This is a genomic window from Alkalilimnicola ehrlichii, from assembly GCF_003399765.1.
In the GTDB taxonomy this organism is placed as follows: Bacteria; Pseudomonadota; Gammaproteobacteria; order Nitrococcales; family AK92; genus AK92.
The window spans coordinates 215067-236079 of record NZ_NFZV01000002.1; the positions used below are offsets into that span (position 1 = coordinate 215067).

Genomic DNA, 21013 nt, shown 5'->3' on the forward strand with positions numbered 1-21013 from the left:
TATTGCCGGCCCCACGAACCGCCGGCCTCGGTCAGACCAAGACGGGCGCTTGGGCCATAGGCCGTAAAGAAGAGTAATAAAGCAAGAGCACGTTGGCGCCGAGCTTTATCGCTCAGCGCCAACCAGCGGATCAAAACGAGCTGACTTCCGCTTTTTCTTCTTCCGCACGCTCGTCTTTCTTGGCGGCTGCAGCGCGGGCACCGGCTTGGGCCTTCGCCTTATCTTCCGGCTTGTCGGCCTTCTCCGAAGCCGTGTCTTTGCCCTGCCCGGAATGGCTTAGCTGAGGCACCGGCTCGTCGCCACGAGAACGACTGCCGCCAACAAAACGGCCGCCGGATTCGATGACAAAGTCCTCGGAGACCACGTCGCCGAACACGCGTCCGGTTTCGATGATCTCTAAGCAATCGCACTCGAACTTGCCTCGGGCATAGCCGCTGACCAACATATTCTTGGCAACGATGGTGCCTTCGAAATGACCGGTCGAACCGATGGAAACATCGTTCGAAGACGTCACGTTGCCTTCGAAGTGGCCATCGATATGCAGTTTTGCGTCCAGGGTCAGTTCGCCGACGAACTTCGTGCCCTGAGATATAACGGTGGTTCCTAGATTAACGTTTTCACCGTCGTTCCTCTTACGAAGGAAACCCATTGCCTACGGTCCTCCAAATTCTGATGCGCATTGGTTGCGGGCTTACCCCGATCAACATAACCCAAGAAACTGCCGGGTTATGTGTCGGTCGTCGCAACGTGACGTAGATCACGTTGCGACACCGAGAAAACAGGCACCTGCGCCTCATAAAATCCTTATCGCCTTAAGGAATCGCGACCATACCCTGTCTCTTCGGCGGTACGCCACGGACAATTTAATCGTCCTTATCGAAAGCTGGCTGTTCGTTCAGCCTGTCGTTAACCGTATCGCCTCATCCGAGACATGAGAATTCGATTTTCCTTAACGAGCGCCTTTGACGATTAGCCCTCTCTTTATACCTGCTCCGGCCCTTAGCATAAACTCATGACTGGGGCAGATCGCGGAATACTCCTCGTCCCCCAGCCTTATCGGCCTAGCTCGGTAGGACTTAAGCCGAGACGGTAACGCACAGTATCCAATTGAGACCCGACTCGCAAAATAGGGAGGATTTAGACAATAAGGATCGACCGTAATAACAGACCCGCTAGCAGAGAAACCCTCGCACAACCAACGCCTCGCCCCCTGCCAAAGCAGGACCGAGCTGTGTACGAAACCTTTTTAGGCCCACCCCTGTTGTCGAATGACGGCAGGCACATCGCGAGCAAGCAGAGGCGGGCTAAAGTAATAGCCCTGTAGCTGGTCGCAGGCGTGTTTACGCAGGAATTCATGCTGCTCCAGCGTCTCGACGCCTTCGGCGATTACTTTCAGGTTCAAGCTATGGCCTAAGGAAATTACCGCCTGCGTGATCGCGGCATCGCCCGGATCGGTCGTAATATCGCGCACAAACGACTGGTCGATTTTCAGCAGATCCACGGGAAAACGCTTCAAATAGCTAAGGTTAGAGTAACCGGTACCGAAATCGTCCACGGCCAGCCGAGCACCGAGCTCCTTGAGCGCGTTCAAGGTGTTAATGCCCTCTTCGACATTATGCATGAATGCGCTTTCGGTCAGTTCCACCTCCAGCATCGAACCGTCTAACCCGGTTTGCGAGAGCACCCGCCTGACCCTATCGAGTAGTTCCGGGTCGCTGAATTGCCGCGCCGACAAATTTACCCCTACCGGCACCGCCGGAAAACCTGCCCGCTGCCAATGATAATTTTGCTGACAAGCATTGATGAGCACCCACTCGCCGATCGGTACGATCAGCCCGGTTTCTTCGGCGATCGGGATGAACGCATCCGGCGGCACCCACTCTCCGGTTTCTAAACGCCACCGCAACAGCGCCTCCAACCCCACGACGCTGCCGGTCAGCAAATCGATCTGCGGCTGATAAACCAGTTCGAAATCCCCCTGATCGACCGCCCGCCGTAACCGCGTTTGCAGGTTTAAACGCTCCGTCACTTGAGCGTTCATCTCAGATTTGAAAACCCGAATATTATTCCGTCCTGCTTCTTTAGCCTGGTACATCGCAGCATCGGCATTGCGCAGTAAGGTATCAGGGTCCTCACCGTCTTGCGGGTACACGCTAACGCCCAGGCTACAGGTGAGTATCAGCTCCCGATCGGCAAGCTGTATCGGTTTCGACACCTCCGTCAACATATCGCGCAATAGCGAGATATTGACCTTCTCGCTCGGCTCGTAGCGCACGAGCATGAACTCGTCGCCCCCCGGCCTCGCCAGGGTATCGCCCTCGCCGAGCAAGGCCTTGAGACGCTTTGACAAATCCAGCAGCAACTGGTCTCCGACTTGGTGCCCTAAACTTTCGTTAATGAGCTTGAAGTGGTCCAAGTCGATTAAGACGGTGGTAACGCTACCGCCATAGCGTTGCGCATAAGCAATCGCCTGCCACAACCTGTCGCGAAGCAAATTGCGGTTAGCCAAGCCGGTAAGCACATCGTGATTCGAGCGGTATTCCAACTGTTCTTGGTAATAGCGCGATGCGGTTATATCGCTAATAATCCCCACAAAATGCGTGACTGTGCCGTGGGCATCCCGCACCGGCGCGACCTTCATCGAGTTCCAGAACGGCTTACCGTCCTTGCGATAATTTCGGATAACCGCAACGCCTTCGCTCAGGTCGCGTAAAGCATGCCGGATATGCTCCAACTCAACCTGCTTATCGTTCGTTCCCTGTAAAAAGCGCGGGTCCCGACCTAATACTTCTTCTCTGGTATAGCCGGTAATACGCTCGAAGGCGGGATTAACATCGACAATAACGTTATCGCCGCCGCCGTGCTCGGTAATGACAATCGCATCGACGCTCGCCTCGATCGCCCGCTCCCAAAGACGCAACCGATCCTCTATGGCTCGGCGCGCGCTAATATCGATCCCGAGGCCGGCAATATAGTCCTTGCCATCATGCTGCACCCGTCGACTGCCAAAATAATAAGGACAGGACGAACCGTCGCGATGACGTAGCTCGGCCTCAACATACGTATACCCTTCGTCCAATCCCTCGAACAGGCTGGCTTTTATCCGCATCTGCTCTTCGGGTGCAAAGAAATCCGTCGCGGGCCGCCCGCACAGTTCATTGCCGCTCCTACCGGTTGCCAACTCCGCCGCTCGGTTCCAGCGCACCATCCGACCATGCTTGTCCAAGAGATAAAATATTCCCGGCAAGCTGTTGATTAGCTGATCGGAGAAATCCCGCTCGTTGCGTAACTTACGTTCGACTTCCAAACGAGTCGACGCCTCCCGTTCTAGCGCCTCACTCAAATGCCGGGTTGGGCTATCGGCGCGCTTTTCGTTGTTGTCCCTGGAGCCGCTGCCGTCCCCGTCGCCGGCTTCGCTCGCAGTAAGCCGACGCTCCAGCCTGCCAAGTTCATAACGGATTTCCAGCTGTGTCATTGCATACTGACCGAGACTACGTAATGCCTCTCTTTGGGTCGTAGTCAAATCACGCGACTTGTAATCGACGACGCATAACGCGCCCAAATGTACGCCATTCGAATCGATCAGCGGCATACCGGCATAGAAGACGATATGCGGCTCTCCTACAACTAACGGATTCTCGGCAAAGCGGGGATCTTGGCGGGTATCGGGCACAATGAGTAAGCGATTGCACGTTAACGTGTGCACGCAAAATGAAGCTTCCCGTGCCGTTTCCTCCATGAACGTTCCAAAAGAAGCCTTGAACCACTGCCGTTCTTCGCCGACCAGGGTAATCAGCGCCATCGGCGCATCGCAGACCTGAGCCGCCAGACCAACGAGTTCGCTAAGCCCCTGGTCCTGCTCAATGCGCAGCTTGCGATATTGCTCGACAACCTCTAGGCGAGCTGCTTCGCCATCGCTATTAAGCCGGCTGTCCGAAGATGCCCCGGTCATGCGCCTGTGTATGCCGCCAATTACTTTTTCACATAGACGCTAGGTAGGGACGGCGATAACGCTTTATAACCCTTGAGAGGCCACTATTCCACCGCCGACAGCAGCCAACTTCCGCCGCCGTCCCAGTAAGAGCGTGTTGCGCCGGCGCTTACTCAATACAACTCGCGGCGAAAAAGCAAACGGTCAGGCCCCCGGTAAATACCGAAAGTCGCTTCGGCTTGAGGGTTGTCGTCGTATGTGCCATCGCCGCTCCAATCGTAAGCTAACCATGGCAGGCCTTGCGGCTCCAGTTGAAAAACGACAGTCGCCCAACCGGACTTGCGCTCGCCGTCAGAGCTATCGGCGGTCACTTGCAGCAGCAAAGACTCCTCCGCCGGTGCCAACCCGCGCAGTACGGTACCGCCGCCGCTGGCTACGATATCGTCCTGCCGTAACGGCGGTTGTACTGCCGGCGGCGAGGCGGCAGCAATCACGGTTAGTGCGTCGGCACTAAAGGGCGTGCAGTCGTCGTCGATATTGCGCACAAAGGCGCGACCGTCGAAATATTCCAGCCGTAGCGAGAGCGGGAGTGCGTCGCGCTCCGAACCGTAGGTATTTAGCACCCGCAAACGGCCATAACGCTGCTCGCTTGCCGCCAACCGCACGCTGTCGTTACTGCTGTCGCCTGTGCTGTCGAAATCCCGCTGCGTCGACGACACGGTGACGCCGTCGGCATCGATGGGCGCCACACCCACCGTAAAGTCGCGCAACGGACCGTCCGGTGCGTCGTTTCTATCTAGGCTCAGACGGCTGAGCACATCAAGCAGCCCTTCTCGCCAGTACTCGCCGTTCGGATTGACCTCGAACACGCGCAAACGCTCGCTTAACGGCAATAACGGCTCGCCTTCCGTCACGTTCGCTGCCGCAATACTCAAATGAGCGGCGTTGCTGGGATCCAAACGGGCGAACTCGTCGCGGTAGTTACGCGTACGCTCGCCACCTCGGTTTAATGCGGTGAGGGTAAAGCCGAGCTCGAAAAGCTGCCCCATGTAGGTAAAACCGGGGCTTTCGCAACCGGGCCATTCGCTCTGATCGGTAAGGCTTGGGGCCGACACCGCGAACGCCGCCGGCCGAAAACGCCCGGCATCGCGCAAATAACCGCGCACCGGCGCGCCGCCGCCGAGATAATCCGCTATCTCGACATCGATGCCTACTCTGCCGACCTCGCTCCAGGCCAACCGAGCCTCAGCCTGCCCAGCCGAAAAGGCGCCGGGGTCGTCCACCCGCAGCTCGCCGATGGCGCCGCTGCTTGGCGCCAACAGCTCATGACTAAACTGCGGCAACGGGGCGGTACCGGCGCGACCGTAACCGGCCAACCTCGATAACGTCGATAAATCCGCCGTCGGCTGGGGATGGCCGCTGCCGTCGTCCTTGGCGGGCGACCACGCAACTGCCGTCATCGACACCGAAAACGCCTCGCCGGCCACTTGCACAGCATCGCCCGCATCAAGATAAAAGCCGAACGGGCGAACGACAAACGGCTCGCTCATACCGCCCATAAAACGCCCCGTCGGCTCCCCCTCTGCGTCGACAAGCGGATAACGGACCGCAAGCTGTAACTGACCGACGTCGTCGTATCGTACCGCTAACGGCGCCCGCGACTCGGCTTCGAAACGCAAGGGAACACTGGCGAAGTGCCCGCCATTTTCCGGGTTGGGTATTAAGTAAGCACTACCGCTGCCGCCACGCACTTCGAGCCGTTTGCCTGGCAAGCAGCCAGCGGGATTCGCACACCGCGAGGCAAGCTCCACCGCCACTTCCTCCCCGGCGGCGAAAACGCCGCGGCAGGCGCCGGTTTGTTCGTCGGTACGTAGAGCTTGTAGATAAAGGTTGGCCGCACCCGCTCCCTCATCGGAGAACTTGCCGGCAATTTGCGTCGGCCACCGTTGCCGCCCTTCTTCATCGAGGAAGCGAAACACCGCATCCTCGAACTGCAAGGCGCAAGGCGAGCCTGCGGAGCCGCCGATGCAATCGATGGCATAGCGCGCCTCCGGCTCCGAATCGCTCACGCCTAGCGTCACCGCCCCTGGCTCAGGACGGCGGAAGCGAAACGTTCCGACACCGTCAACCAACGTCACGGCAGCCCCATCTTCCCAGCCGGCAGCGGGCGCTAAGCGCACGCCGATCGGCTCTTGCACGACATCGCTGCAGTCGGGGTTGGCGCAGGCTCTGACCACAACATCCGAGGCCTCGCACGTTAACCCCGTACCGCTGTGCTCAAGTTGAAAGTGATTCACTCGCGCCCGCTCGGGCTCGGATACCCCGCATATACTGACGTTATCCAATTCGTGAATATTGGTACTATCGCCCGTAGCTCCGGTTAAGGTTAAACGTAGCGTTGCAGGCACGTCCGCTTGTCCGAAGGCGCGCACAACCTCAGTAGCGTCGATCACCGTTCGGAAACCGTTGCCCGTGTCGCGTTCGACCCGCAACCACGCCTCCCCCGGCTGCCGCATGTCGATCGTAATCCGATACCGATACCCGGGCGCCGGCGCCGAACTGCCGGCCGCCGATACCGGCGGTGCCAAACTGCCCGCACCCGCTAAGTAACGATAACCCTCTGCGCCCTCGCCGGAGCCGCGCACCGCGACAGCATGCGTTATCCGCCCCGGACCGCCTTGCCGTCCTTCCGTCGGATTAGAGAAGTTACCGTACTCGTCGATCCCGATTCCAAGCCAACCGCCGGCAAAACCAGCGATACCGGCACGCTGCGCATAACCGAGCGAGCCGCCGTAACCGCCCGGATGCGGATTGACGTCGGCATCGGAAAGCACGACGGCTATGCCGTCGCCGCCTGTCGATTCGCCGCTACCGCCATAGGCATAATGATCGAATTCGATCACCAGATAATTGCCGGCCGCCGGAAAATAACGGCGCAACATCGCTGCCGTCGCGACATCCGGACTGGCATCGGTCAGACGCAGCCGCCCGTTCACGATCCGCGGGCTGCCGAAACCACCGGTCGAATGCTGCACCATCCAATCCGGCCCCAGCTCCGCGCGCCCGAAGTTATCGACCGTACAGGCATACTCGGGCGGCAAGGCCGAGCGCAGCACCAGCAAGAGCCCCACATTAGGCCGGTAACTGTTGTATCCGACGCGCACCTGAGCGTTACGCGCTCCCGTGGCACCGGCCTGAGGCAAAGCCTCGTCGACAGCCAGCGCAGCCAACTGTTCGGCACCCGAAGGCCCTCGCTCGGCTCGCCGCGTCATGCTATTCGGCGGGCGAAACGCTTGCGCCCCTAACGACGCATACAGACCGATCAGATGGCTATTAGCCTCGCCCGCCGTTACCGAAGGGGCCGATACATTGCACCAATAAGGCGGGAAGATGCCGCAATTGGCAAAAGGCGGGTTGGCGCTTCGTGCCCGCACATCGGCAATCGGGTTCTCGGCGTCGACGCCACGATAAGCGACGACAGTCACCACCACGTTACGGGCCAACCGCTCATCGGTTGGCCCGCCAGGATAACGAAGCGTCCAGTTATCGCTACTCGGCCCGCCGGCTTGAACCACGTGATAAAAGGCCAGTTGGCCGATATCGTCGCCGAAGCGCTCATCCGCAATCGGCAGCCAATCTCTCGGCGCACGCTGAAGATGGACGCTATCGCCGCCGACAAAGGCCAGCTGCGCTACCAAGACATCGCCCGGCTCAAGATCCTGCGGGCGCGTAACGGTAAAGGTGTGGCTACCGGGCGAGGGCTCTTGATAGGGGTTCGCGGTAGTCGCACCGATGAATTCGATACCCGCATAAGCCGGAGCCATTAGTGCTAGCGCCGTTAAAACGAGAAGCACAGCAGCCGCTTGCCAGCGCTGCAGTCGCGCTCTAAACGGCGCTCGCTTCGGTTTTTCCGCCCACTCGTTCCGCACGGCCTGCTCTCCCCTTGGGCAGCATCCATGCTTTACCGGTACCGACGCCGTACAGCGACATCGCCGTCCTTGCAATCGAACATTGAAAACCCGGCTCGCCGGCTGTACAAGTTAATCATATACAGCCGGGCTACGCCGGGCATTAGGATAATCTAAATGCAACGGGATTCATCTACCGTAACTGATAAACGGTTAACCGTTTCGGCACGCATGTAGCGACACAATGTGCGCTGCACCGTTATATGGAAGTACGAGGCGATGCTACGCCGGCCCCCACCGCAACGGGTATTGCTTAACGTTTCGATCAAGGACCTCGCTTTCCCAAGGACCGTCCCAATGCAACACCGTACTACGAAAGCCCCTTTCCGTTTCTTGCTGCCCCTGGCACTCGCCCTTAGCATTCCCAGCGCCGTTTGGGCAGACAGCGATCCGGAAGCCGAATTTGCCAACTGTCTTGATCGGTTACGCGCTCAGGCCGTGAGCGCGGGGCTTCAAAACGGGACTTTGGACAAAGTCTTTCCCACCATTAATTATCGCCCGCGGATCGTCGAGCTGGACCGCCAACAGCCGGAACTCATCCAAACGTTCTGGCAGTATTTCGAGCGGCGAGCCACTCAAGAGCGCGTCGAACGCGGCCGCCGCCTTCTCGCCGAGCACCGCGAGCTGCTCGACAAGATTCACGCCGAGTACGGCGTACGGCCCGAATACATCGTCGCCTTATGGGGTATGGAAACGAACTACGGCTCCTTTTTCGGCCGCACCCCCGTATTCGATGCGCTAGCAACCCTCGCCTGCGAAGGCCGACGGGAAGCGTTTTTTAGCGAGCAGCTAATCCACGCGCTTCGCATCGTCGAGGAAGACGGCTTTAGCCCGAGCGACCTGCGCGGCTCTTGGGCCGGCGCGATGGGCCATACCCAATTCATGCCGACCACCTTCACCGCTTACGCCGTCGACTACGACGGCAGCGGCCGACGGGATTTATGGGGCAGTTTGCCCGATGCGTTCGCGTCATCGGCCAATTACCTCAGCCGCCTGGGCTGGAAAGACGGCCAACGCTGGGGCCGGGAAGTCAGCCTGCCGGACAATTTCGACTGGTCCGCAGCGGGGCTCGACGAGCGGCGTACCTTAGCCGAATGGCAGCGCCTTGGGGTCCGCCGCACTGACGGTAGCGCATTGCCGTCAGTCAATTTGGAAGCCTCCCTGCTACTGCCGGCCGGTCATCGCGGTCCGGCCTTTCTCGTCTACGACAACTTCCGCCACATCCTGCGTTGGAACGCCTCGACCCATTACGCGCTCTCTGTTGGTTATCTGGCCGATCGCATTGCCGGCATGGGCACGTTGGCAGCCCAACCGCCGAGCCAGGAACAAGCGCTCAGTCGTGACGACGTTAAGGAAATCCAGCGGCGCCTGGTCGACTTAGGCTACTTGGACGGCCCCATCGACGGCATTGCCGGGCGACTAACGCGAGCCGCTATTCGCGAGTTTCAGCGAGGCCGAAACCTACCGGCCGACGGCCACCCGGACTATCGCTTGTTGGAGCAATTGCGAGGTACATCCTAAGCCGAAGGAGGACATGCCCGTTGGCCAACAAACCCGATATCGTCCTTAAGCGCGTTTACGAACCGGCCTCAGATAAGGACGGCTACCGCGTTCTCATCGACCGTCTTTGGCCGCGCGGCGTCAGCCGGGAACGGGCCGCGATCGATGCCTGGGAAAAGCAGCTAGCCCCCTCCACCGAACTACGCCGCTGGTTCGATCATAAGCCTGAGCGGTGGGAAGAATTCCGCCGCCGCTACGGCGACGAGCTTACCGCTCATACGGCCGAGTTGGCGGCGTTACGGCAACAAGCCAGGCAACGGCGCCTCACGTTGGTTTACGCGAGCCGAGAGCGACATTACACGCATGCGGTCATCCTCAAACAATGCTTGGAAGAGGCGCCGGAGGAAACAAACCCGCCGAATTCCTCGCCCTGTATGATGGCCGAGTTTCCGGAGTACAACGGCCTCCCGCCAGCACCGCCCCGCTCCCCAAAAAAACCTGATAAAACCAAGCCCCCTTACAAGACAACGCCCGCCGCGAGCGCAAGAATCAGGATACAGAGCATATAAATCACCCCGGTCACCGGCGACCGCCGCAAATAGGCTTCCATCTGCGGCCAAGGCATAGGCGGGAACCAATAGCGGTGACGCGGTCGGTGCTCGCTCACCGGCAATACCGGCGGTTTCAGATGATGGGCCAACCACTCCAACGGCACGACGATATCGCCAGGAGGAATTCGCCACCGCACAGCCCAGCGCGCCAGTAGCAATGCCGTTGCCGCACCCACCAGCATGGGCCACAAGGTTTTCCATAGCGATGCGCCGGCAAAGGCGAGTAAAAACACCTCGGGGTTTAGCGACCACGCCAGCAACCACGGTATCAGCAACGCTAAACCGGTCAAGCCGAGAAAAGGCACAGGGCTCGCCAACCCTCGCCCGACGCCCTCCGCACTCGAACGAGGTTTGCGTAAGGCCCAAACAAAGCGAGACATCAACAAGGTACTGGTAACAGTGGTCAACGGTAACGCTACCGCCAACAGCTCCCCGGCAACCGCCGGAAGGGTCGACAAGTAGCCGTCAAACCACAACTTAACCATCGCCGCCGCCGTCATCGGGGCACCCACCAAGGCCAGCGATAGCAAACCCAGTACCGGCCAAACCCACCCCCCCGACCTGGCCGCACGGTCGGTGCCTACGCCCAAGAACAGTGCGGCTTTTACCAAAGCGTGCTGACAGGCGAACAACGCCAAGGCAGGCACTAATAAAGGCCACAAGCTCGGCGAGGCGACAGCCATCCCGAACCCAGCAGTAAAAATACCCATTTGGCTGATACTGGAATACGCCAACATCATCTTCGGGTTGGTCTGAACGGCCCCCACTAAGGCTGCCAACACGGCCGCCGCCATCCCCAAAGCAATAATCGCTACCGACCACTCCGCCAGCACCGGCGCAGTCTCCGGCAAAAAACGCAACCACCCGATCGCTCCGGCTTTCAACAAAACACCGCTCAGCAAAGCACTCGCCGGCGGCGGCGCAATGCCGTGCGCCAGAGGTAACCACATATGCAACGGCAACACCCCGTGCTTAATACCTAAGCCGAAGAACAATAGGACGGCGGGAAACGGACCGCTGCGACCGGCCGCGAGGAAAATAAAACCGGCTAAGATCATTAATTCGCTAAATAGCGCCAGAATGACATAAATCCGCCCCGCACGACGCGTTTGCGGCTCTCGATCGGTAACGATCAAGCCGTACCCGGCTAGGCTGAGCAGGGCAAAGAACAAGTAAAACCCAGGCCCGCCAAATGCCAGCATCACGCCTAAATTGCCCACCATGGCGAGCAAATAGCAGAATACGAAACGCCGCTCGACAAAGCTCGACACCGGCAATCCGGCCGAGCGCAAATGGAAGCCGGCCGCCGTCCACACCAAAGCGGTAAACCCCAGGAATATGCGACCTAGCTCATCCAAACCCAGCAGTAAGCCAAACAAGATAGGCGAATAAACCACGCTCCCCTCGGCGCCGAACACCGCCGTCAGTAATGCGGGCCAAGAGGCATAAGGCAGCAGTCGCGCGGCCCACTGACAGGTGCGGCCGCTACACACGGCGATCGCTAGCACTAAAGGCACCAGCACAACCGTCAACAGCACCACACTCATCGGCCCATCTCCAGTTGAGCGATCAGCTCCGCCCAATACAAAGGACTCAACACCCAGCCGGCGAACAGACCGAAGAACAGGGTTAGAGCAGCCGTTACCAACGGCGGGACTAAAAGGCTTGCTTTCGTTTCCAACCGCTGTTGGTATCGCTCGTGCGGCCATTCGCCTTCGCGCCGACCGAACCAACCGCGGTAGATCGCCGGCAGGAAGTACGCGGCGTTCAGCAAACCGCTTAAAAGCAGCACAAAGAGCACCCAGTCATAGCCGCCCTGCACAGCCCCCAGGCCCAAATACCACTTGCTGATAAATCCTGCGGTTGGCGGCAGCGCCATCATGCCGAAGCCGCTAATGGTGAAGGCCGTCATCGTCCACGGCATGCGGCGACCGATACCGTTCAGCTCGCTGACTTTGTGGACGCCAAGCGTCTCGGCAAAAATGCCGGCGCAAAAGAACAAGGTAATTTTCATCACGCCTTGATGCACCAAGTGCACCAAAGCGCCGACAATCGCAGCCGGCGTGAGGATGCTTGCGCCAAGCACGATGTAGGAAAGTTGGCTCACCGTGGAATACGCCAAACGGCGCTTCAGGTCGTCTTGTTGCAAAGCGCGCAAAGAGCCGTAGACAATCGTTGCCACCGTAACGAGCAGCAAGCCGCTGCCAAGATCCAGCGTCCTCGCCAGGTCTATCCCATACACGTCGTAAATGACCCTGACGATGCCGAACGCACCGGCTTTGACTACCGCGACGGCGTGCAGCAAAGCACTAACCGGCGCCGGGGCAACCATCGCCATCGGTAACCAGATATGCAGAGGCACCAACGCCGCCTTGACCGCAAAGCCGGCCACCAGCAGCACAAAAATCCACCTCAGCGCGGGATACAGCTCCTCGCTCACCCCACGTAAGGCCCCACCCTGCTCGACGAAACCGACAGGCCCAACCAGCACGTACAACCAGGCAATACCTACCAACAACACCGCCCCGCCCGCCACCGTGTAGGCTAGATAAATGCGGCCGGCCTGCAACGATGCGCGATTACCGCGGTGAACGACCAACGGATAGGTAGACAGGGTCAACAATTCGTAGAACAAAAAGAAGGTAAACAGGTTGCCGGCCAGGGCAATGCCAACGGTAGCGGCTACGCAAAGGCTGAAGAAACCGAAAAAGCGCCGTTGATTCGGCGTTCCCGCCAGATAACCGATGGCGTATACGGTCGTTAATAACCATAAAACGGCGGATAAGGTCACGAACAACATGGCCAGCGCGTCGATCCGCAAGCTAAACGCAACGTCGGGCAACAACTCGTAGGCGAACTCGAAACGCCAACCGCGGTAGACACCCCAAAGCACGCCCGCCACCAATGCCAACTTCACCACCGCGCCGGTCAAGTTAATGCAGTTGCGGGCGACGGCTTGCGGTTCGCGCAGCGCGAAGATGAGCAATGCAGGAATCAGGGAGCTGAGCAACAGCAGCAGAGGTAGCAATGCGCTTCCGTTCACCCGCCACCTCCCGCGCCCCCGGCGGCAAGCGCAAGCCACTCCAGAAAAGGAGCGGGATATAAGCCCATCAGAACCGAAATAACGGCCATCGCAAGACACACCGCTTGCGGCCAATGCGGCACCGGCGCAAACTGTGCAGCCCCCCTTGGGCCACGAAAGGCCGGTTTGAGCACCGAAAAGACATAACCCGCCGCCAGAAAGCCGCCGCCGATCAGGACCAATACCCACCACCACTGACCACTACTGATACTGGCTTCCAGCAGCAACCATTTGGCAACAAAACCGCCGCTCGGCGGCAAACCCATCAGGGTAAGCCCAGCCAAACCTAGCGCGAAGACAGCCATCGGCAGCTGGCTAGCGGCCCCGACCACATCGCTCAGGTAGTCACGCCGGCGGGCGTGAAGAATCAACCCGGCCGCCAAGAACATCGCGCTTTTCGCAAATGCATGCGAAAGCAACAGCCATAAACCGCCGCTCCAGGCAGCCGCCGCGGCCATCGACTGCGTTAGCGGCAGCAGAAGCAACACGTAGCCAAACTGAGCGATCGTGGAGTACGCCACTAACAGCTTTAAGCGACGCTGCACCAACGCCATCGCCGAGCCCCACAACACCGCCAACGCGCCTAACGCCCCCAGCAATTGAGCGAACGCCACCGGCATAATAGGTGCAAACACCTCAAGCCAGAGTCGAAGCAACCAGTACATCGAGCCCATGACGACCAGCGCCGACAATAAAGCGCTGGCCGCTGTCGGCGCGCTGGAGTGCGCCGGCGGCAACCAGACATGGAGCGGAAACAGCGCGGTTTTCGCCAACAACCCAACGGCCATCAGAACGAACGCAAAGCGAGCCGCCGCGACCGGCTCCATCCGCTCTGCAAGCAAACCCACGTCCAGCGTTCCAAAGAGCGCATAGAGCAACCCGACTCCAAGCAAATAGCTCATGGACCCGGCCAGTGCGATCAGCAAGTAGCGCATCGCGGCACGCAATGCCGCGACGGAACCGCCCAAAACCACCATCGATACGGCGGCCAGGCTCACCAACTCCAGGCTTACATAGATATTGAAAATATCGCCCGATAAAAACAGCGCGTTGAGAGAGCCTAGGAGGAATAGAAACAACGGCCAAAACACGACCGCCCGCTTCGAGCCGCCCATCGCCGCTTCTTCTTCCTGGCTAAACAACGCCACCAGGAGCGCGACTAAGGCCGTGGCTATAATCATGAGCAAGCTTGTCGCATCGACTCGCCAAAGGATGCCCAAGGGCGCATCCCAACCTGCCAACGCATACGTCCAAGCTCCTTTCTCGACGAAGCGAAACCACAGCGCCACGGCACTAACGAGCACGCTCGCGCTCACCGCCATCGGCAACAACGGCAAGCAGCGCGGACCGAGCACGTATACCGTAGGCGCCGCTAGCAGCGGCAACGCGCACACCCCGAGCAACCACACCTCGGGACTCACGCTCACCCCCTTCCGTCCTCGTCAAGATCGCTCTCGCCGGTAAGCTCTATGAACCGGCAGGCTAGAACCAGCGCAAAGGCGGCCAAGGAGATCGAAATCACAATCCCAGTCAGCACTAATGCTTGCGGCACCGGATCGGTCACGCCCTGCCCAGGCACCCGTGCTAACGCAATAATCAGCAAAAACACGGCGCTCGTGGCGATTTTCGCCGCGATAATACGGCGTATGAGGTGACGATAGGCAAACAGGCCGAACAGCCCCCACGCAAACAGCAAAGCCCCGACCAGCGCAAAAACCGCTTCACTCACGCCACGCCCTCCCGCTCGCTGTGAACAATGGCTGCGAGATCGAGAAAACAAGCGCCGATCGATACCGTGAGTACAACCTCGATCGCGATGATTAATCCCGTCGCCCAAGCGGGCGGATAAGCCAGTAGGTTAAAACCCGCCAGCGCCACCAAGGCACCGATGGCAAGAAACGTCAGGAGGCCGACACTTATCACCAATCGCCAAGCGGCACCTTGCGGTGCCTGCCGCAAACGGTGGCCCAACAGCAGCAGAATGCCTGCCGCGGCCAATACGGTCCCGCCTTGGAACGCGCCGCCGGAGCGCTCCGTACCCGCCCAGAACAGGTACGCTGCCATTAACACGGCCACTAACAACAAACGCGGCAACACCCATACGATGAGCGGGCTGAGCACCGCGGTCTGTTCGTACTCGGTCGGTTCCCCCTGAACCGCACGCGCCGCCAAGACGGCCAGCACCAAAACCCCCACTTCAAGTAAGGTATCCCAGCTACGGAAATTGAGCAGCACGGCGGTTACGGGGTGATCGACACCGCTTGCCGTCAGATACTCGGCGATCCACGGCTGTAATCCGCCATGTGGCTCTATGTCTAGCCCAACCTTCGCTAATAAGCCACCAACGGCTAGTGCCAAGATCAGAAAGACACAGGTAAACGCTCTACTCATCCGGCCTCCTTACGCGAGCGGCTAGCGAGCGCCGCACCCTAGCCAGGGCGACAATCAGCAACACACCGGTGATGCCCGCACCCACCGCGGCTTCCGCCAACGCCACATCGGGCGCTTGCAGGCGTAACCAAGCAAGTGCCATCAAGACACCGAACACGATCATAAAAGCCACGTTGCGGAATAAATCCGCGCCGGCCAACGCCGCCCAGGCCGACATGAGCAGCAGACCTCCGAGCAAAATATCGAACGCGACCGCCATCACTCCCGCCTCCAGGGTTTGATACGGGCATCGAGCGCGGCGCGAGCGACGATGTGAGCCGCGCAAGCCGCGGCCGCCAAGGCGAGCCCCCAAACAATCAGCATTTTTATCGCCAGACCGGCTTCGCCGACTTGCGGCAGTAAGCCGAGCACGATCAACCCGAGCCCCAAGTTGTCCGCTTTGGTCAAGGCATGTAAGCGAGTGAATACGTCTGGAAAACGCAACAACCCCAAGGTGCCGGCTGCAAAAAAACGCAACCGAGGCTTAACAGAACAACGGTGTAGAGATTCCAGCTCATCGCTCGTCCTCCCCCGCTGAGGCGACGGCTTCGCGCAACCGGTGAACGAAAGCAAGCACCACCAGCAGTGCTAATAACGCGAGCACTAAGGCGACGTCGAAAGCGGCTCGCTCGCCGCTGGCAACGCCAAGCAGAGAATCATCGCGATGCCAGTCGTGCCAAACAATTGCGCCGAGAGCATACGGTCGGCCGCCGTCGGCCCTCGGGCGATGCGGCGTAAGCCGAGCGCAACATTGAGCAACAGGAAGAAAGCCACACCCAGATAAAATTCCGTCATCGCTTCCTCTTGGCTTCCAATGCCCAGCGCAACAGGGCCTCGACGCGGCGTAACATCGCCACGTTGGCCATCTCGGTATCGATTACGTGTAACTCGAAACTACGCACCCTGACGGTGGCCACCAAGGTACCGGGCAACAAGGTGACGACATAGGCGAGTACGATCGCCGCCGCTCCCTTGGGGCTGCGTAAGCGGACCTGAATGAAATCGGGGCGAATCGGCATGCTAGGACGGAAAGCACGCTGGGCAACGTCGAACCCTCCGACCAACGAATACCAGAAGAGGATGGGGACCAGAACGATTACCCGCCAATAAACCGACTGCCGCGGCCGTGGCGGTAACATCCATAAACTTAGTGCGGCGACCCCAACGACAATCGGCACCCCGTAACGTAGCGCCGATAGCTGCCACCCCGTGAACGCGAACCAGACGAAAGCCATCGAGCAAGAGCGCAAGAGCGCGCTACGCAACCAACTCGACCAAGCAATCGGATACCGCCGCCGGGACCTGCGCAGCACTTTAGCTAACTCGCGCATCACCCCGCTTACGCCCCTTCAACGCTATTGCGCTGACTTCTTGTCGATACTGCTGCTCAAACGCCAAACTCGCGTGTCTGGCGTCGTCTACAAAGTATTACGTTGGGACGATACGCGTAACTCGGAATGGCCGTAGAGGAGGAAAATCATGGCCGCGTCAGTCCCCGGGGCATGGAAACGCGCAGCGGCCATTAGCGTCTAAAAGGTCATTAGATAGCTTCCGAACAGGGCTCCGGCGAAGTTCCATGTCATATCCCGCCAACTAAAAAACGCCCTCTCACTTCCTGATCGTACAGCTCTTTACCGGTGCCTAAGGTCATGGTGAATAACACCGCGCGCTGCCGCGCGAGGCTATCGTCGGCATCGTTATCCACCTGGTATTTGGTCGCCGCGGCACTAATGCCGCTAGCCACCGCGAAGTGCAAGAATTTATCTTGGGAGAACCAATCGTCGCGTCGATCCGGCGGCGTGGCACAGCCTGCCAACGCACTTAGCAACACTCCCAACAGCATCGTTTTCTTATTACTAGACAATAACTTAAGCAACATAACTCCCTCTACTCACGCTACGACTCCCTTTATCCCTCGGTCGACGACCCCCATTTTAAGGGCTGGAACAACAAGAGAAACACTAAGTATCCCCGCCTCCGCCGTGGGGCTAGAGGGATCGAAGAATAGCGAACCTGTGGGGAAACATGTCCAGCTCCGCCTCTTATACATCCGGCTCGGCGCCGGCGACGGTAGCGGTTATGCCGGCAACGCTCAAGCTTGATCCAGAGACACAACAAGTGTGCTGCGAGGGCAACTGGACCGTCTACCACTTAGCCCCGCTTGATCGGCGTTTTCGCGATCTGCCGTTACCGGACGACATTCGTTGGCAACTTAACACACAAGCTGTCCACGATATGGACACCGCCGGCGCCCTGCTCCTATTCCGTATTCTGGAGCACTACCGGGCCCATAATAAAGCGGTTGATAGCAAGCGGCTGCCTCATGCCCATCGGGCGTTGCTTGAGCTCATCCAGCGCCGTTTCGCAGAGCAGCAATTAGCCGACGAACAAAAGCCGGGGATACTCGAGCGGCTAGGCAAGTCTAGCGTAAAAATCCTGTTTGGCGCCGCCGATTTTCTGAGCTTCATCGGCGAATTCACGCTGGATACGTTGCCGCGGTTACTACGACCTTGGCAGATTCGCGGTCGTCAGATCATCGCCGAAATCTATAAAGCCGGGGTTTCGGCACTGCCGATCGTTGGCCTATTAGCCTTTCTCATGGGGGTTGTCATTGCTTATCAAGGCGGTATCCCCCTGGAACAGTATGGGGCTAACATTTTTCTAGTAGAACTTGTGGCGATCACCATGCTGCGCGAGATGGGGCCGCTGCTTACCGCCATTATCGTTGCCGGCCGTACCGGTTCGGCTTACGCAGCGCAAATCGGCACCATGCGCATCACCGACGAGATCGATGCTTTGCGCTCCCTGGGCGTGAGCCAGTACGAAGTACTCGCCCTACCCAAGCTCATCGGTTTAATCGTCGCCCTGCCTCTACTCAGCCTGTTCGCTACCGCCGTCGGCATCTTCGGCGGCATGTTAATCGCCGATAGCCTCTTCGGCGTGGATTACCAAACCTTCCTCCGTCGAATGCCGGAAAGTCTGGCTAACAGCCATTTTTGGGTAGGTATGATTAAAACCCCCATATTCGCCTGCATTATCGCCTTAACCGGTTGTTATTACGGCTTTCGCGTCGAAGGCAGCGCCGAGAGCGTGGGTCGGGCGACAACCGTCAGCGTCGTACAAGGCATATTTCTCGTCATCACGGCCGATGCCTTGTTCTCCATCGTCTTTAGCATGCTGGACCTATAACCATGCCCATTAATCCGCACGTATTGGAAGCGCTCGATATCGAAACGCGCTTTGGCGAGCAGGTCGTACACCGGGACCTAACGCTTACGGTACGGCGTGGCGAGACCTTAGCTATCGTTGGCAGCAGCGGCTCCGGTAAGACGGTGCTACTGCGAGAACTGATTCTGCTCGCAAAACCCAGCCGGGGTCGCATCCGCCTCTTCGACACGGATGTAAACGCGCTTTCCGAACCGGAACTGATCCGGCTACGCAGTCGGCTCGGCGTCATGTTTCAGCACGGCGCCTTGTTTACCTCGTTAACGGTGCGGGAAAACATCGATTTTCCGCTACGGGAGCACACCGCACTCGGGCCGGCGCTACGACGCGACATTGCCTTATTAAAACTCGAACTGGCCGGACTTCCCGCCAGTGCAGCCAACAAATATCCGGACGAACTCAGCGGCGGGATGATTAAACGTGCGGCACTGGCACGTGCGCTGGCGCTGGACCCTAAGCTGCTATTTCTAGACGAACCGACGTCCGGCCTCGACCCGGTTGGTGCCGCCGACTTCGACGATCTCATTATGGAACTGAAAACGTTACTGGACTTGACCATCGTTATGGTAACGCACGACCCCGACTCTCTCTGGCGCATTGCCGACCGCGTCGCGTTTTTAGGTGAGAAAAAGGTTCTGCAGGTCGCCCCCGCCGCCGAGTTAGCACGTATCGATCACCCCGACATTCGTGCTTACTTCCACGGCAAGCGCATGCAGCAGGCACAGGAGAGAGCATGGAAACCCGCATAAACTACATTGCCGTCGGCTTCTTCGTGCTCCTGTTCGGGGCGTTAACCATCGGTGCCGCACTGTGGCTAGGCGCCGACATCGCTACTCGCGAATATCAACGCTATTCGGTGTATTTTGCCGAGTCGGTAGCGGGGCTAAACAGAAATGCAACGGTAACCTACCGCGGCGTAGAGGTCGGCCGCGTCGCCGAAATGCGGCTCATCCCCGACCGCCCCAACACCGTACACGTGATTCTGGAAATCGAACCCAACACGCCGCTAAGAGCGGATTCTGTCGCGGTATTACGCATGCAAGGTTTCACCGGCATTGCTCAGGTCGAAATCACCGGCGGCAGCCGTCAAGCGCCGCCACCGCGGGAACTGCCGAGCGAGCCGTATCCGGTGATCGCCAGCGGGCCGTCTCTTCTCTCTCGTATGGAAAATGCGATGACCACCAGCTTGGAAGCGCTGGACGAACTCACCGGCCAAATTTCCTTATTATTTGCGCCGGAGAATATCGACGCCGCCCAACAAACGCTAAGCAACTTAGAAGCCTTCACCCGTGTGCTGGCCGACAACCGCGACACCCTGGAGCGAAGCCTACAGCAGACCGAACGGCTGCTCGCTTCCGGCACCGATGCCAGCGAACAGCTCACCCCGACTTTGAGAGCCGCCGAACAAGCCTTGAACGAAATCGCGCAAACGGCCGCGGTCAGTCGCAGCGGCCTCGACGACATTACCCAAGGCAGTCTGCCGCAAATGCACCGGACGCTGGAAGAAGTCTATGCGCTAGCCGATCGCCTATCGAGGCTAAGCGAAGAACTTAGCGAGCAACCCGAAATGCTGATTTTCGGCCGGCCGCAACCTGAGCCAGGCCCCGGCGAGTAAAACGAGAACGAGGTAAGTCATGCCGAACCGCTTACTTAGCCTAGCCATCGCCGTTGCGCTACTAAGTGCATGCGCGCTTCCGCCCACCGGCGATCGCGCAGCGCCGCAACAATACCAACTTAGCCTCGATGAGTATCCAACACCGCTGGCCGAACCGTTGGCTGGCATCTTACTGATCGAGCAACCCCGAGCCGCCCCCGGTTTCGACAACCGCAACATTGCCTATCAAGTACGCGATTTCGAAATCCAGCACTACACCCGGAGCCGCTGGGCCGACACGCCGACCAGAATGCTAAACGGAGTACTAATCAATGTCTTAGAAAGTAGCGGCATAGCGGAGGTAGTGACCACACCGGCCACCAATATGCCGCCCGATTTGCGCCTGGTGATCGACCAGCTGAGCCTGCAACAACGTTTTACCGATTCCGACACCAGCTATACGCAGCTGCGCATGCGGGTTCAACTCATCGATCCGAACGCCCAACGGGTTTTGGGATCGCAACTCATCAACGTCCGACAACCGGCTCCGAGCGCCAACGCTGCGGGAGGCGTTCGAGCCGCCAACGCTGCACTTGCCGAAGCGGTTGTCGAAATAACGCAGTTCACCGAGGCTTTATTACGAACACGCTGAACACGGAGCCCGAGCTTCGC

General features: G+C 59.0%; 19 protein-coding genes. 6 read left to right on the forward strand and 13 right to left on the reverse strand.

Annotation, left to right across the window (positions count from 1 at the left end; translation table 11 throughout):
* Positions 1–130: 130 nt before the first annotated feature.
* From CAI21_RS03370 to CAI21_RS03380, 3 genes are all read right to left on the reverse strand, one after another.
* A complete protein-coding gene (locus tag CAI21_RS03370) occupies positions 131–649 on the reverse strand; it encodes a bactofilin family protein (protein ID WP_116300992.1) in 519 nt (172 codons plus the stop codon).
* Positions 650–1246: 597 nt separating this feature from the next.
* Complete coding sequence (locus CAI21_RS03375) at positions 1247–3952, reverse strand: sensor domain-containing phosphodiesterase (RefSeq protein ID WP_116300993.1); 2706 nt, start codon at positions 3950–3952, stop codon at positions 1247–1249.
* Between the two features lie 152 nt (positions 3953–4104).
* On the reverse strand, positions 4105–7860 hold the full coding sequence (locus tag CAI21_RS03380) for a DUF6701 domain-containing protein (RefSeq protein ID WP_116300994.1): 3756 nt from the start codon (positions 7858–7860) through the stop codon (positions 4105–4107).
* Between the two features lie 336 nt (positions 7861–8196).
* Here CAI21_RS03380 and CAI21_RS03385 point away from each other — a divergent pair, with 336 nt between their 5' ends.
* Positions 8197–9420: a lytic murein transglycosylase gene (locus tag CAI21_RS03385; protein WP_116300995.1), complete on the forward strand. Its 1224-nt coding sequence runs from the start codon at positions 8197–8199 to the stop codon at positions 9418–9420.
* Between the two features lie 20 nt (positions 9421–9440).
* Positions 9441–9968, forward strand: coding sequence for a DUF488 domain-containing protein (locus CAI21_RS03390; RefSeq protein WP_116300996.1), 528 nt, complete (start codon positions 9441–9443; stop codon positions 9966–9968).
* Here the strand turns inward: CAI21_RS03390 and CAI21_RS03395 are convergent.
* The 10 genes from CAI21_RS03395 to CAI21_RS03440 all read right to left on the reverse strand — a co-directional run bounded on the left by CAI21_RS03395 (position 9917) and on the right by CAI21_RS03440 (position 17401).
* Entirely contained in the window at positions 9917–11557 is a 1641-nt protein-coding gene (locus CAI21_RS03395; protein WP_116300997.1) for a proton-conducting transporter transmembrane domain-containing protein, read from the reverse strand. The genes CAI21_RS03390 and CAI21_RS03395 overlap by 52 nt on opposite strands.
* Positions 11554–13053, reverse strand: coding sequence for a proton-conducting transporter transmembrane domain-containing protein (locus CAI21_RS03400; RefSeq protein ID WP_116300998.1), 1500 nt, complete (start codon positions 13051–13053; stop codon positions 11554–11556). The genes CAI21_RS03395 and CAI21_RS03400 overlap by 4 nt, the downstream gene beginning before the upstream one ends.
* Positions 13050–14513, reverse strand: a complete 1464-nt coding sequence (locus tag CAI21_RS03405; RefSeq protein ID WP_116300999.1) for a complex I subunit 5 family protein — start codon at positions 14511–14513, stop codon at positions 13050–13052. Before CAI21_RS03405 ends, CAI21_RS03400 begins: the two co-directional genes overlap by 4 nt.
* A gap of 2 nt (positions 14514–14515) precedes the next feature.
* A complete protein-coding gene (locus CAI21_RS03410) occupies positions 14516–14821 on the reverse strand; it encodes a sodium:proton antiporter (RefSeq protein ID WP_116301000.1) in 306 nt (101 codons plus the stop codon).
* Complete coding sequence (locus tag CAI21_RS03415) at positions 14818–15483, reverse strand: MnhB domain-containing protein (protein WP_116301001.1); 666 nt, start codon at positions 15481–15483, stop codon at positions 14818–14820. Before CAI21_RS03415 ends, CAI21_RS03410 begins: the two co-directional genes overlap by 4 nt.
* Positions 15476–15742 carry a Na(+)/H(+) antiporter subunit B gene (locus CAI21_RS03420; protein WP_116301002.1) on the reverse strand — a complete coding sequence of 89 codons (267 nt, stop codon included), beginning with the start codon at positions 15740–15742 and terminating at the stop codon, positions 15476–15478. The genes CAI21_RS03415 and CAI21_RS03420 overlap by 8 nt, the downstream gene beginning before the upstream one ends.
* Positions 15742–15999 (reverse strand): cation:proton antiporter, encoded by a 258-nt coding sequence (locus tag CAI21_RS03425; RefSeq protein ID WP_258867966.1) that lies wholly within the window; start codon positions 15997–15999, stop codon positions 15742–15744. The genes CAI21_RS03420 and CAI21_RS03425 overlap by 1 nt, the downstream gene beginning before the upstream one ends.
* Positions 16000–16125: 126 nt before the next feature.
* Positions 16126–16317, reverse strand: a complete 192-nt coding sequence (locus CAI21_RS03430; RefSeq protein ID WP_258868892.1) for an MrpF/PhaF family protein — start codon at positions 16315–16317, stop codon at positions 16126–16128.
* A complete protein-coding gene (locus CAI21_RS03435; RefSeq protein ID WP_116301003.1) occupies positions 16314–16853 on the reverse strand; it encodes a Na+/H+ antiporter subunit E in 540 nt (179 codons plus the stop codon). The genes CAI21_RS03430 and CAI21_RS03435 overlap by 4 nt, the downstream gene beginning before the upstream one ends.
* A 248-nt stretch (positions 16854–17101) precedes the next feature.
* Positions 17102–17401 carry a YfiM family lipoprotein gene (locus CAI21_RS03440; protein WP_116301004.1) on the reverse strand — a complete coding sequence of 100 codons (300 nt, stop codon included), beginning with the start codon at positions 17399–17401 and terminating at the stop codon, positions 17102–17104.
* A gap of 146 nt (positions 17402–17547) precedes the next feature.
* Here CAI21_RS03440 and CAI21_RS03445 point away from each other — a divergent pair, with 146 nt between their 5' ends.
* Genes CAI21_RS03445 through CAI21_RS03460 form a run of 4 tightly spaced genes read left to right on the forward strand, consistent with a single transcriptional unit; the run spans position 17548 to position 20993 of the window.
* Complete coding sequence (locus CAI21_RS03445) at positions 17548–18711, forward strand: MlaE family ABC transporter permease (protein ID WP_258867967.1); 1164 nt, start codon at positions 17548–17550, stop codon at positions 18709–18711.
* Between the two features lie 2 nt (positions 18712–18713).
* The gene (locus CAI21_RS03450; protein ID WP_116301005.1) at positions 18714–19496 is read left to right on the forward strand and encodes an ABC transporter ATP-binding protein; all 783 of its coding nucleotides are present in this window, start codon (positions 18714–18716) and stop codon (positions 19494–19496) included.
* On the forward strand, positions 19481–20362 hold the full coding sequence (locus CAI21_RS03455) for an MlaD family protein (RefSeq protein WP_116301006.1): 882 nt from the start codon (positions 19481–19483) through the stop codon (positions 20360–20362). The genes CAI21_RS03450 and CAI21_RS03455 overlap by 16 nt, the downstream gene beginning before the upstream one ends.
* 19 nt (positions 20363–20381) lie before the next feature.
* A complete protein-coding gene (locus tag CAI21_RS03460; RefSeq protein WP_116301007.1) occupies positions 20382–20993 on the forward strand; it encodes an ABC-type transport auxiliary lipoprotein family protein in 612 nt (203 codons plus the stop codon).
* The last annotated feature ends 20 nt before the right edge of the window (positions 20994–21013 follow it).